The organism is Streptosporangium brasiliense (genome assembly GCF_030811595.1).
GTDB classification, from domain to species: domain Bacteria; phylum Actinomycetota; class Actinomycetes; order Streptosporangiales; family Streptosporangiaceae; genus Streptosporangium; species Streptosporangium brasiliense.
On the sequence record NZ_JAUSRB010000002.1, the window covers coordinates 243552 to 255983 of the forward strand.

Genomic DNA, 12432 nt, shown 5'->3' on the forward strand with positions numbered 1-12432 from the left:
CGGATCACCTGTCGCCGTAGTTGTACAGCGGCCGGTTGGGCGGCTCCGGCGTGGGCGAGGCCACGTTGACCACTGCCACGGAGGCACCGACCGCAAGGACGGCCCCAACGGCCAGGGCTGCGATCACTCGTATCACTGAGCTCTCCCTCCAAAGTCCTGACAGTGTGCCGAGAGTAGAACGTGATTCATCTCATAGGCCATAGCCTTAGTGAAACCGTGACAAAGAAAGTTACCGCCGGGTACTTCCAGGAGCTGCGGATACACGAGCTCAAGAGGGCGGGTCAAGGCGCAGCAGGCGGAGTTCGCGGCCCTGGAAGACGGTCACGGCGCCTTGGAACGTGTTATCGCTGGGCTCCGCCAGCACGTAGCGGACCCCGAGGGCCGCCAGCGCCGCCGCCCGCTCGCCCGGTCCGGTGCGCAGCGCCGTCTCCGCGGCGGTGACGGCCGGGTCCTCCGCCGCGACCCGCAGCCGGCCGCCGCCGGGCAGCCCCACCAGCAGCGCGTCGTTCCAGAGCACCCGGCGCCGGAACATCTTGGTGGCGGGGTCGAGGACCACCCGGTGGCCGTTCCACGCGAACGCCCGGTGCGCCCCCCACGGCAGCGACAGCAGTGCCCCCGGCGCCGGATCGGCGTTCACGATCGCCTGGACCCGGCGCCACTCGTCCGGGTAGTCGACCGCCGCCAGCCTGCCGAACGCGCCCAGCGCGAACGTCGGCAGGACCAGCACCGGGACGGCCACCGCGACCGCCGCGACGGCGCGGGAGCCCCACCGCGCGACGGCGCCGGCCAGGCCTACCGCCTGGAGCAGGACGAACGGGGCCAGGTAGAGCTGCCCGTCGCGCAACGGCCCGAACCCGGGCCACCAGGCGATCAGGCCCTTCAGCGGACCCGGCGCGCAGGCCCCCGCCAGCGCCACCGCCAGCCCGGCCGCCGCCGCCACCGCCAGCCCGGCCCGGTACGGCGGCGCCTGCCCGCGCCCGCCCCGGTACGGCGGCCCCTCAGCTCCGGCCCCGTCCGGCGGCGCCGCCGCCCCGCCCCGGCCCGGCCGCCCCTCTGCCACCCCGGCCCGGTACAGCGACGGCTGCGGGACGCGCAGCCGGGCGAACCCCCAGAGCGCGACCGCGGCCAGCGCCAGCCGTACGAGCGCCGACCACCAGGACCCCTGCCCCGGCACGGCGGCGTTGGCGTTCCAGATCCCGCCGAGCGTCAGCAGGCTCCCGGCCGTCCCGAGCGGTCCGTCGGCCCGGGCCGCGAACGCCTGGACCCCGGCGGGGTCGGTGACGGCCCGGCTGAGCAGGGCGGGCACCAGCCAGGGCAGGCTCAGGCATCCCAGCATCAGCGCGGCCTCCGCCACCCGCCGCGCCCTCGCCGGGAGAGCGGGGGCCGGCGCGGCCGCCGCCGTCGCGAGCACGGCCAGCGCGGAGACCAGCATCGCCTGGAACCCGCCCACCGCGGCCGGGAGGAGCGCGGCGGCCAGGCGGAGCCGCCCGCCGAGCGTGACCGCGCGCACCGCCCAGGGCAGCCCGGCCACCCCCAGCAGCAGCGCCCACTGGCCGAGCAGGAGCCGCTGGGCGAGGTAGGCGTTCCAGGCGTAGAAGGCCGCGGCCGCCAGGCGGGGGCCGAGGCGCCGCGAGGGCACCAGGGCCGCCGCGCCCGAGGCGGCCAGCACGAAGATCCCGATCAGGATCGCCTTCTGGACCGCCTGCGCGGGCACGACGTGCGAGAGCAGGGCGACCACCAGGTCGCTGGGCACGGCCCGGGGGAAGGCCGCCCCCGGCGGGACCAGCGGCGGATCGGGCACGAACACCATGTCGTACCTGAGCACGTATCCGGGCCCCAGCGCGGGTCCGAGGGCGAGCAGCCCGAGCAGCAGCCCGAGCAGGGCGGGCGCGGACCGGTTCACCGTCTCGACCCACCCGCTGCGCATAGTGACCGACTTTAGGCGGTGCCTAGGGATATGTCCGCAGGCACCGCCTCAGCCGGCTACTTGCCCGGCTCGGGGTCGCGGGGCAGGCCGAGCATGCGCTCACCGATGATGTTCAGCTGCACCTCGGTGGTGCCGCCGTAGATCGTCATGGCGCGGGTGGCGAGGACGGCGCGGTTCCAGTAGCCCGCGTCGCCGAGCTTCATGTCGGCGGCGACCACGGCGGAGGCGCCGAGCAGCCCGACCGCGCACTCCGAGACGTGCTGGGCGTGCGAGGTCGACAGGAGCTTGCGGACCGAGGCGTCGGCGCCCGGCTCGGCGCCGGTGAGCTGCTTCAGCGTCACCCGCAGGCCGAGGGCGTTGATCGAGTGGCCCTCGCAGACCACCCGGGCCAGCTCCTGGCGCTCGACGGAGGTGAGCTCGCGGCCGAGCCTCCCGGCCAGCCCGACCAGGTCGGGGACCGACGAACCGGTGCCGCCGGAGCCCGAGGAGAGCGAGACCCGCTCGTTGGACAGGGTGTTGCGGGCGACCTTCCAGCCCTGGCCGACCTCCCCGACGACCAGCTCGTCCGGGACGAACACGTCGTCGAGGAAGACCTCGTTGAACAGGTTCTCGCCGGTCATCTCGGTCAGCGGCCGGACCGTGACGCCCTGGCCCTTCATGTCGACCAGGAAGTAGGTGATGCCGTCGTGCTTGGAGCCCGCCGAGGAGTTGCGGGCGATGCAGATGCCCCACTCGGCGACGTGGGCGACCGAGGTCCAGATCTTCTGGCCGTTGAGCCGCCAGCCCCCCTCGACCTTCTCGGCCTTCATCTGCAGCGAGGCCAGGTCGGAGCCGGCGCCCGGCTCGGAGAAGAGCTGGCACCAGATCATCTCGCCGCTCAGCGTGGCGGGCAGGAAGCGCTCCTGCTGCTCGGGCGTGCCGTAGGCGGCGATCGACGGGACCACCCAGGCACCGATGATCATCTGGGGCAGCTTGACGCGGGCGGCCTTGAGCTCCTGGAAGATGAGCACCTGCTCCAGCGGCCTGGCGTCGCGGCCCCACGGCCTGGCCAGGTGCGGCATGACGTAGCCGGCCCCGGCCAGCGCCCGCTTCTGCTCCCGGCCCTCCAGCTTGGCGATCTCGGCGATCTCGGCCCGGATCTCCTCGCGCAGCGCGGCGGCGTCGTCGGGCAGATCGATCTCCATCTCCCGGCTCACCCCGCTCAGCGCCAGCGAGGCGACCGTCTCGGCCCAGTCGGCGGAGGGGCCGAGCAGCGCGCGCAGGGTCAGCGCGCGGCGGTAGTAGAGGTGGGCGTCGTGCTCGTAGGTGTAGCCGATGCCGCCGAAGATCTGGACGGCGTCCTTGGCGCACTGCACGGCGGCGTCGGGGGCGACCACGCCCGCGATCGCAGCGGCGTAGGCGGCCTCGCCGGCGGCTCCCGCGCCTGCCTCCTCGCCGGCCCCGCGGCCGGCCCGCTCCGCGGCGCGGGTGGCGTCCCATACGGTGGCCCGGGCCTGCTCCAGCGCGACGAGCATCCGGGCGGCCTTGTGCTTGATGCCCTGGAACTGGCCGATCGGACGGCCGAACTGCACGCGCACCTTGGCGTACTCCGACGCGGCGCGCACGCACCACGACGCGACGCCCGCGGCCTCGGCGCCGAGCAGGATCGCGGCCAGGTCGAGGACGTCCGGTCCGTCCAGCCCGTCCAGCACCCGCCCCACCGGCACGGCCACCGCCTCCAGTTCGACCTTCGCGACGCCGCGGGTCAGGTCGAGCGAGCCGAGCGGGGTGACGGTCGCCTCGGAGGCGTCCAGCACGACCCACTCCTCGCCGCGGTCGGTGCTCACCGGGAGCACCAGGACGTCGGCGAGCGTGCCGCCCAGGACCGGCTCGGCGGCGCCCCGGACGGTCAGCGTGCCGTCCTCCCCGCGGGTCCCGGTGATCGAACCGGTCAGCGCGACCGCGCCGGTCAGCGTGCCGTCGGCCAGGCCGGGCAGGAGCTCGCCTCGGGCCTTGCCGTCGGAGGCCAGGATCACGGCGCCGGCGAGCACGGTCGGGACGTAGGGGCCGGGGGCGACCCGCTCACCGAGCGCCTCGACGGCGACGGCGGCCTCCAGCAGGCCGTAGCCGCTGCCGCCGTACTCCTCCGGCAGGTGCAGGCCGAGCAGCCCCTGGTCGGCGAGGCCGGGCCAGAAGGCTGGGCGCTCCTCGGTCTCCGCCGCGACGGCCGCGCGCACGGTCTCGGAGCGGATGTTCCGCTCCGCCCAGCCGCTCACCGACTCGTGGAGCGCCTCGTGCTCCTCGCTCAACCCGATCGCCATGACAGCCTCCAGACACGGTTCAGTGGCAGAACCATATTCTAGAAGGTGATTCCATCACAACGCTCGGACGCTGGCCACCAAAGGTGCGATATCAGCCCAGAGCTGCTTGCGCGCGTCGGACACGGTCACGAAGAAGATGGCGGGCTTCCTGCGGCCCACGTCCAGCAGCGCGAGCGCCGCCTGGGAGCTGCGCACAACCCCCTTGACCCGGTAGGTCACCCGGTAGCCGAAGGTCCAGCCCCTGCCGGCGACCGGCTCCTGCGAGGCGGTCCAGGCGACCCTGCTACCCGCCGGGTAGTGCTTGCGGACCGTCCACCTGACCGCGCTCAGCGCCGCCTTGCGGAAGTCGGCGCCGGTCTTCAGCTCGGCGGCCGGCGCCGCCCCGGGGAGCGGGCCGGAGGCGGCCATCGTGCGCGGCAGCCGCGCCGCGCCCACCGACTGGCCGGCCGAGAACGACGGGACGGCGCCGAGCGCCCACGGGCCGCCCAGCCTGGCGTAGGTGATCGCGGCCTTGGCGTCGGTCACCGAGCCCAGCACCGGACTCGGCGTGCCCGGCAGCGCCTGCAGGGCCTTCACCCGGGGCACGCCGGGCAGCGTGATCGTGGGCACGGCCCGGGGGAGCATCGGCTCGGTGGCGGCGTCGGCCTGCGGGAGCGGCACCGGATCGTCGGGCTCGTCACCGGCGAACAGCACGAAGGCCCCGACGATCGCGGCGGCGCTGACGACGGCGGCGACGACGCTGACGGCCGCCCGGAACCGGGCGACGCCCGTCCGCGCCGACAGGGCGGGGTGCGGGGCCGGGCCGGCGCCGCCGGGCACGCCGCGGTTACCGAGCGTGCCGGAGGAGTGGGGCGGATCGGGGTCGGGGAACGCTCCATCGGAGCCGCGCCGCGAGACGAGCACGGCCTCCTCCCCGTCTCCGATGGGGAAACGCCGGGGCACCCGGGTGCCGATCATCGCACCGTCATCGTCACGGACAGCGGGTATAGGTGCCGTGAGCGCCTCATAGGACGGGACATATCTCTCACGAGAGCGCCCGGAGGAGTTTCCACCAACGTCCGCCATAGGCGTCACATTACGTCACCTCCCGTGATCGATACACCGGCTCACAATTACACTTAAGCCACGAGGTCACCATTTTCCCTGGTGATGTCAGCCCCCTTCCATAAACAGAATGTCGCTCTGTATGGTCGCGCCATGAGGGGCTTCTACGAGATCGCCGTGGCCGACCCCGGACGCGTCGCCGTCGTCGCGGGCACCGCCACGACGTACGGCGAGCTCCACTCCCGGGCCAACCAGGTCTCCCACGGCCTCCTCGCCCGCGGCACCCGGCCCGGCGACGCCGTGGTCACGGTCCTGCCCAACGGGGCCGACGCGGTCACGATGATGCTCGCGACCTACCAGATCGGCGCCTACCACGTCCCGGTGAACTGGCACTGCACCACCGAGGAGGTCGGCTACATCGTCACCGACTGCGCGGCGCGCGTGGTGGTGGGGTCCGGGCGCCACGCGCACGTCCTGCCGGCCGGCTCCATGGAGCCCGGCGACCTCGCCGCGGGACGGCCCGCCACCCCGCCCCGGGAGCGCCGGGCCGGATCGATGATGCTCTACACCTCCGGCACCACCGGCAGGCCCAAGGGCGTCCGGAGGCGGCTGATCGATCTCACCCCCGAGGACCTCTACCCGATCCTGGAGCGCAAGAGCTGGCGGCACTTCGCGCTCCCGCCCGACGGCGTGCACCTGCTGCTGTCCCAGCTCTACCACTCCGCCCCGTACGGCCAGGCGATGATGGCCCTGCAGCTCGGTCACACGCTCGTGGCCACCGAGCGGTTCGACGCCGAGGAGACGCTCGGGCTGATCGAGCGGCACCGGGTGACCAACACGTTCATGGTGCCGACCATGTTCCACCGGCTGCTGGCCCTGCCTGCGGAGGTCAGGGAAAAGCATGATTTATCGTCATTGACCCACCTCTATCACGGCGCCGCCCCGTGCCCGCCCGCCACCAAGCAGGCGATGATCGACTGGCTCGGCCCGGTGCTGTGGGAGTACTACGGCTCGACCGAGGCCGCCGTGGCCACCATGGTCTCCTCGGCCGAGTGGCTGGCGCGGCCGGGCACGGTCGGCCGGGCGGTCGACGGCATGGAGTTCACGATCCTCGCCGACGACGGCACGGAGCTCCCGCCCGGCGAGCCGGGACTGGTCTACATCGGCGGCATCAACCGGTTCGAATACCACCAGGACCCGTCCAAGACCGCCGCCGCGATGCGCGGCCGCCTCTACACCCCGGGCGACATCGGCTACCTGGACGAGGAGGGCTACCTGTTCCTGTGCGACCGGCGCACCGATCTGATCATCTCCGGCGGGGTGAACATCTACCCCGCCGAGATCGAGGCCGCCCTGCTGGAGCACCCCGCGGTGGCGGACGTGGCCGTGATCGGCGTGCCGGACCCGGAGTGGGGGCAGCGGGCCGTAGCCCTGGTCCAGCCGGCCCCCGGCGCCGAGCCCGGCCCCGGCCTCACCGCCGACCTGCTGGCCCACTGCGCGCCCAGGCTGGCACGGCTCAAGCATCCCCGCGTGATCGAGTATCGCGACCGGCTGCCGCGCACCCCCACCGGCAAGCTGAGCCGCAGCAGCCTCCGGGACACGTATCTTCCGCCCTGAGCTGGGAAGATATCTCTTCATGGGGGGATCGACTTCACGTGTCGCGCTGACCGCCGCCATCGCCGTGGTGCTCGCCGGGTGCGGCCAGAGCGCACGATCGCAACCATCCGACACGGCCACCGAGCCGCCCGGAGTCCCGCCCCCCGCCTCGTCCCCGGCCCAGACCCAGCCCCAGGCCCAGCCCCCGGGCGGCCCGGCGGCCCTGGAGAGCGCCTACGAACGGGTCATCACCAAGGTGCTGCCCTCCATCGTGCAGATCACCACGGAGAACGGTCTCGGCTCGGGCATCGTCTACGACAGCTCCGGGCACATCATCACCAACGCCCACGTGGTCGGCCGGGCCAAGCGGTTCGAGGTGACGCTCGCCACCGGCGGCACCCCCCGCCGGGCCGAGCTCGTGGAGTCCTTCGCCCTCGGCGACCTGGCCGTGATCAAGGTGAACGACCCCGCCGGGCTGAGGCCGGCCGTGTTCGGTGACTCCGGCAAGCTGCGGGTCGGTCAGATCGTGCTGGCCATGGGCAACCCGCTGGGCCTGTCCGGCAGCGTGACCGACGGCATCGTCTCGGCGCTGGGCCGTACGGTCAGCGAGCCCACGGACGGCGGGTCCCCCGGCGCGACGATCGCCGGCGCCATCCAGACCTCGGCCGCGATCAACCCCGGCAACAGCGGCGGTGCCCTGGTCAACCTCTCCGGCGAGGTCATCGGCGTCCCGACCCTGACCGCGGTCAATCCCGAGCTCGGCGGTGGGCAGGCCCCGGGCATCGGCTTCGCGATCCCGTCCAACACCGCCACCGACATCACCCGGCAGATCGTCGAGACCGGCAAGGTCACCAACACCCACCGGGCCGCCCTCGGCGTCACCATACAGACCGTGATCGGCTCCGGGGGCGGCCCCGTGGGCGCCGGTGTCGTGCGCGTGTCCCGAGGCGGCAGCGCCGACCAGGCGGGCATCAGGCCCGGTGACGTGATCGTCTCGATCAACGGCACGCCCACCCCGACGTCCCAGGCCCTGTCGGAGATCATCGCCGACCTCCGCCCCGGTGACCGGGCCAAGGTCGAGCTCCTGCGTCCCGACGGGTCGTCCTCCACCGTCACCGTGACCCTGGGCGAGCTGCCCGGCGGCTGACCGGCCCGCTCACCGTCGAGCTCTTTGCGAGCGCGCCGGAGCCCCGGCCGTTCCGGGCCGCGCGCCGGGGGCGAGACCGCTCGGGCGCGGGGCGGGCCGTACGGCCGGCGCTGGGGGCGGGGCGGGCCGTACGGCCGGCGGGAGCGCGGGAGGGCGGGAGGGCGGGAGGGCACTGTCCCGCCACAGCCGGGAGACATGGGCACCGGCGGCGCGGGGCGGGCCGTACGGGAGCGCGGGAGGGCGCGTCCTCCCGCGGTCACTTGGCGGTGAAGACGATCTCGACGCGGCGGTTCCTGGCCCGGTTCTCCTCGACCGGCCTGCCGTCGACGACGTTGGGCGCCTTCGGCCGGCGCTCGCCGAGGCCGGTGGCCTCGAAGGTCACGTCCTGCCCGGCCAGCAGGCTTCGCAGCGCCCCCTGCACGGCCTGCGCCCGCCGCAGGGACAGCCGGTCGTTGTAGGCGTCGGTCCCCTGGTCGTCGGTGTGCCCCAGGATCTTGATCAGGCCGCCGGCCGACTCCGCCTTGATCCGGCCGGCGACCCCCCGCAGCCGCGCCGTCGCCCTGGCGGTCAGCGCGGCCCTGTCGAGGGCGAACAGCACGTCGCTGGTGAGCGCCAGGGTGACCGTCCGGCCCTGCTTCGACTCGCTCTCGCTGCCGTCCAGAGACTCGGACCCGGCCAGGATGTCGTCGACCGGCAGGACGAGGTCCTCCACCGGGGCCGTGGCGTCGGCCGGCGGGTCCGGCTCCGCCCACGCCGCCGGCCCGGCCCCGGCGACGAGCCCGCCGGCCAGCACCGCGGCGGCCAGGGCCCGCCGGGCGCGGTCAGGAGATCGGGACATCGGTGAACACCCCGAGGATCGGGAACTCAATGTTGATCTTCTGTACGTCCGGCGGCGGCGCGGCGTACGACGCGTACAGCGGCAGGACCTCCCCGGGCTCGGTCGTGATGTCGTACTCCGAGCACAGGCACTTGGTGGCACCACCGGTGACGGTGCGGGCGGGCCGGTAGCGCTTGGCGTTCACGGGGTCGACGAGGTTCACCCCGGCCACCGTCAGGCCGAGGTAGGCGGGCGTGTCTCCCATCAGGCTGCTCATGTTCCACTTGGTGTCACCGGTGTTGGTGATGGTCCAGCTCAGCGTGGTCAGCCGCCCCTGCCGCCGGAGACCGGTGACGTCCACGGTCAGCTCCGCCCCTCCCGCCTTGACCTGACGGGTGGCGATCACCTCCCCCTGCTGGGGCGGCGCGCTCGCCTGCGACTCGGGCCGGGCCTGCTCCTGCGTCCCGGGCGGGGCCTGCTCTCCCTGCGACGGAGCGCCGGAGGCGGCCGTCCGGGCCGCCTGCTGGGCCTGGCGCTCCTCCCCACCACTGCCCCGTAGGTCGCCGAGCGCGCCGCACGCCGTCAGGGCCATCACCAGTCCGGGGGCGGCCACGGCGAGGGCGATCTTCCTTCGCATCCTGTGTCACCTCTGCTTTTTCGGGGGTCAGGGTCACGAATGTAAGGGGGCGACCTTCAGGATCCGTATAGCCCGCCATATCCGCAGATGGTGCGCTATCGAGGCAGGCCGCGGCGGCGACGCGCCTCCTGGGCGACCTCCTCCGCCTCGGCCATCCCTCGCCGATCGCCGAGAGCGTCGAACTCTGCCATGGAACCGGCAATCGCGGCAAACGCCCCATCGATCTCATCAAGGTCGAGATCCGCCCCCGCCAGGACCAGGGACGCGCGGGCGGCCCCCCGGCGGTCGCCGTACTCCTTGAAGATCGTCGACGCCTCCCGCGCCGCCGCCCGCGCCGCCTCCGGCACCCCCTCGGCACGCGCCACCCGGGCCAGCAGCAGCAGGCCGGCGGCCTCGGGCAGCCGGTCGCCCAGCCGCCGGTCGATGCGCAGGCCGCGCTCGGCGCAGTCCCGGGCGGCCGACACCCGCCGCAGGTCCAGGTGGAGCAGGGCCAGCTCGCGCAGCGCCGCCGCCTCACCCCGGGGATCTCCCAGCTCACGGTAGGCGCGAAGGCCGGCCGTCAACAGGTCCTCGGCCCGCCGCAGCGTCCCCAGCGCGCGCAGCGCGTCCGCCCGGCCACGCGCGTCACCGGCCGCCTCGAACGCGGCCAGGCACTCGGCCAGGCACCGCTCCGCCTCGGCGGGACGGTCCTGGGCGGCGAGGACCAGGCCGAGCCGGTGGCGCGCGCGTGCCTCCTCCGGCCCGTCGCCCAGCTCCCGGAAGCGGGACAGCGCCGCCTGGAGGGCCCGCGCCGCCTCCTCCAGACGGCCCTCGATCCGGTGCAGGTCGGCCAGCGCCCTCAGCAGCAGCGCCTCGCCGTGCCGGTGCCCCGCCAGCCGCGCGGCCTCCAGCCCGGTCCGGTTCGTCGCGTGCCAGTCCTCGTGGTGGGCGCGCAGTTCGAAGAACGGCGTCAGGTAGAACGCCAGCCGCCAGGCCGCGTCGGCCAGCCCCGCGCGGTGGAAGTCCGCGACGGCGGCGACCAGGAACCCTCGCTCGGCCCCGAGCCACCGGGCCGACTCGCGCAGGTGCGCCGTCTCCAGGGCCGGGCTCCACTCCGCCGTGCGCGCCACGGTCTGGCCGGTGCCCGGCTCGGCCGGCAGCAGCAGGGTGCGGGCCCGCCGGACCCGCTCCAGAACCTCACGCGCCACCACGGCGAGCACCCGCTCGGCCGTGCCCTCCTCCTCGACCAGGCGCTCGGCGGCGTAGAGCCGGGTGAGGTCGTGCCAGCCGTACCGCTCCTGGCCCGCGTCGTCCAGCCCGCGCGCCTGGAGCAGCCCGGCCCCGGCCAGCTCCTCCAGCTGCCGCTCCACCCGCAGGCCGCCGAACGCCGCGGCGGCGGCCCACGGCGCGACGTCCGGCGCCGACAGCGACCCGAGGCGTCGCAGCAGCCGCTGCTCCTCCTCCGCCAGGCCCCGGTAGCCGAGGCCGAGACTGCCCCGCACGGCCAGGTCCCCCGCCGTCAGCTCGTCCAGCCGCCCGCGCTCGTCGCCCAGCCGGCCGGCCAGGTGCTCCAGGGTCCAGCCGGGCCGCCGGGCCAGCCGGGACCCCGCGATCCGCAGCGCCAGCGGGAGCCCGCCGCACAGCTCGGCGATCCGCCGCGCGGCCTGCGGCTCGGCCCGCACCCGCGTCTCCCCCGCCACCCTGGCCAGCATCGTCACCGAGTCGGCGGTACCGAGCACGCCCAGCTCGAAGGCCCGGGACGCCTCCAGCCCGTACAGCGGTGACCTGCTGGTCACCAGCGTCAGGCAGCCCGGCCCCGTCGGCAGCAGCGGCCTGACCTGGGACTCGCCGACGGCGTCGTCCAGCACCACCAGCAGCCGCCGGGTGGCCGTCATGCTGCGGTAGAGCCGCACCCTGTCCTCAAGACCGGCGGGGACGGCCCCTTCGGGACAGCCGAGGGAGCGCAGCAGGTCCTCCAGCACCGCGCCCGCGCCGGCCGGACGGCTGCCCGCGCGCAGCGCGGCGTAGAGGCGGCCGTCGGGGAACCCCGCGCCCAGCAGCGTGGCGGCGTGGACCGCCACGGCACTCTTGCCCGACCCGGCCGGCCCGTGCAGCACCAGATGGACCGGGGCGCCGCCGGCGGCGGTCGCCTGCCCCGCGATCCAGCTCAGGACCTCCGCGCGGCCGGTGAAGTCGGCGATGTCGGGCGGCGTCTCGTGCGGGACGGCGCCGCGCTCCCCCACCTGCCCGGTCGGTCCCCGCCCGGCCAGCACCCTGTCGTGGGCCGCCCGCAGCTCCGGGCCGGGCTCCAGCCCCAGCTCCTCCACCAGCACGCGGCGGGCGTCCTGGTAGGCCGCGAGCGCCTCCGACCGCCTCCCCGCCTGGTGCAGCGCGAGGATCAACTGCCCCCAGGCGCGCTCCCTGAGCGGGTAGGCCGCGACGAGCGCGCGGAGCTCTCCGACGACCTCGCCGTGGCGTCCGAGCGTCAGGTCCAGGTCGATCCGCTCCTCGGCCGCGCTGAGCCGCAGCTCCTCAAGCCGTACGGCCTGCGTCCGCCGCAGCTCGCCGGAGTCGACATCGGCCAGCGCCGGTCCGCGCCACAGCCCCAGAGCACCGCGCAGCCCGTCGGCGGCCTCCGCCGCGCGCCCGGCGTCACGGGCCCGGCGCGCCTGCTCGACCATGCGCTCGAAGCGGTGCGCGTCCACCTCCTCGGCGGGGACCGCGATCAGGTAACCGCCGGGAGCCGTGCGGATGGTCCCGGCCCCGACCAGGCGGCGCAGCGCGCTCACGTAGACCCGCAGCACCGACTCGGCCGAGGCCGGCGGATCGTCGCCCCACACCACAGCGGTCAGGCGGTCGAGCGTCACGACGTGCCCCGCGCGCAGCAGCAGGGCGGCCAGGAGCGCGCGGTGCTTGGCCGGGCCGGGGGTCAGGACCTGGCCGCCGTCGAGGATCTGGAGCGGCCCCAGCAGACCGAACCGCACG

The 12432-nt window shown here is 74.7% G+C and carries 9 protein-coding genes; 2 read left to right on the forward strand and 7 right to left on the reverse strand.

The annotated features are described in order from the left end of the window. Nucleotides 1–4: 4 nt before the first annotated feature. The 4 genes from J2S55_RS09595 to J2S55_RS09610 form a co-directional block, all read right to left on the reverse strand. The gene (locus J2S55_RS09595; RefSeq protein ID WP_306858894.1) at nt 5–136 is read right to left on the reverse strand and encodes a hypothetical protein; all 132 of its coding nucleotides are present in this window, start codon (nt 134–136) and stop codon (nt 5–7) included. Between the two features lie 132 nt (nt 137–268). Then, the gene (locus J2S55_RS09600) at nt 269–1927 is read right to left on the reverse strand and encodes an MmpA family trehalose lipid delivery protein (protein ID WP_306858896.1); all 1659 of its coding nucleotides are present in this window, start codon (nt 1925–1927) and stop codon (nt 269–271) included. 56 nt (nt 1928–1983) lie between these two features. Continuing rightward, entirely contained in the window at nt 1984–4227 is a 2244-nt protein-coding gene (locus tag J2S55_RS09605; protein WP_306858898.1) for an acyl-CoA dehydrogenase family protein, read from the reverse strand. A gap of 54 nt (nt 4228–4281) precedes the next feature. After that, entirely contained in the window at nt 4282–5184 is a 903-nt protein-coding gene (locus J2S55_RS09610) for a hypothetical protein (protein WP_306858900.1), read from the reverse strand. Nucleotides 5185–5424: 240 nt separating this feature from the next. On the opposite strand from J2S55_RS09610, the gene J2S55_RS09615 reads away from it, so the two are divergent. Both J2S55_RS09615 and J2S55_RS09620 read left to right on the forward strand, forming a co-directional pair. Beyond that, the gene (locus tag J2S55_RS09615) at nt 5425–6888 is read left to right on the forward strand and encodes an AMP-binding protein (protein ID WP_306858901.1); all 1464 of its coding nucleotides are present in this window, start codon (nt 5425–5427) and stop codon (nt 6886–6888) included. A 19-nt stretch (nt 6889–6907) separates the two neighbouring features. Beyond that, on the forward strand, nt 6908–8014 hold the full coding sequence (locus J2S55_RS09620; RefSeq protein WP_306858904.1) for a S1C family serine protease: 1107 nt from the start codon (nt 6908–6910) through the stop codon (nt 8012–8014). 256 nt (nt 8015–8270) lie between these two features. Here the strand turns inward: J2S55_RS09620 and J2S55_RS09625 are convergent, their stop codons facing one another. The 3 genes from J2S55_RS09625 to J2S55_RS09635 form a co-directional block, all read right to left on the reverse strand. After that, nucleotides 8271–8852 (reverse strand): OmpA family protein, encoded by a 582-nt coding sequence (locus J2S55_RS09625; protein WP_306858906.1) that lies wholly within the window; start codon nt 8850–8852, stop codon nt 8271–8273. Further along, nucleotides 8836–9468 carry a hypothetical protein gene (locus J2S55_RS09630; protein WP_306858908.1) on the reverse strand — a complete coding sequence of 211 codons (633 nt, stop codon included), beginning with the start codon at nt 9466–9468 and terminating at the stop codon, nt 8836–8838. The genes J2S55_RS09625 and J2S55_RS09630 overlap by 17 nt, the downstream gene beginning before the upstream one ends. Nucleotides 9469–9563: 95 nt before the next feature. Beyond that, the gene (locus J2S55_RS09635; protein ID WP_306858910.1) at nt 9564–12431 is read right to left on the reverse strand and encodes an AfsR/SARP family transcriptional regulator; all 2868 of its coding nucleotides are present in this window, start codon (nt 12429–12431) and stop codon (nt 9564–9566) included. Nucleotide 12432 lies beyond the last annotated feature (1 nt).

Excerpts from the sequence above, each read along its gene's own strand:
- J2S55_RS09630 (WP_306858908.1), bottom strand. The coding sequence starts at position 9,468 with ATGCGAAGGAAGATCGCCCTCGCCGTGGCCGCCCCCGGACTGGTGATG.
- J2S55_RS09600 (WP_306858896.1), bottom strand. The coding sequence starts at position 1,927 with ATGCGCAGCGGGTGGGTCGAGACGGTGAACCGGTCCGCGCCCGCCCTG.
- J2S55_RS09610 (WP_306858900.1), bottom strand. The coding sequence starts at position 5,184 with ATGATCGGCACCCGGGTGCCCCGGCGTTTCCCCATCGGAGACGGGGAG.
- J2S55_RS09605 (WP_306858898.1), bottom strand. The coding sequence starts at position 4,227 with ATGGCGATCGGGTTGAGCGAGGAGCACGAGGCGCTCCACGAGTCGGTG.
- J2S55_RS09615 (WP_306858901.1), top strand. The coding sequence starts at position 5,425 with ATGAGGGGCTTCTACGAGATCGCCGTGGCCGACCCCGGACGCGTCGCC.
- J2S55_RS09625 (WP_306858906.1), bottom strand. The coding sequence starts at position 8,852 with ATGTCCCGATCTCCTGACCGCGCCCGGCGGGCCCTGGCCGCCGCGGTG.
- J2S55_RS09620 (WP_306858904.1), top strand. The coding sequence starts at position 6,908 with ATGGGGGGATCGACTTCACGTGTCGCGCTGACCGCCGCCATCGCCGTG.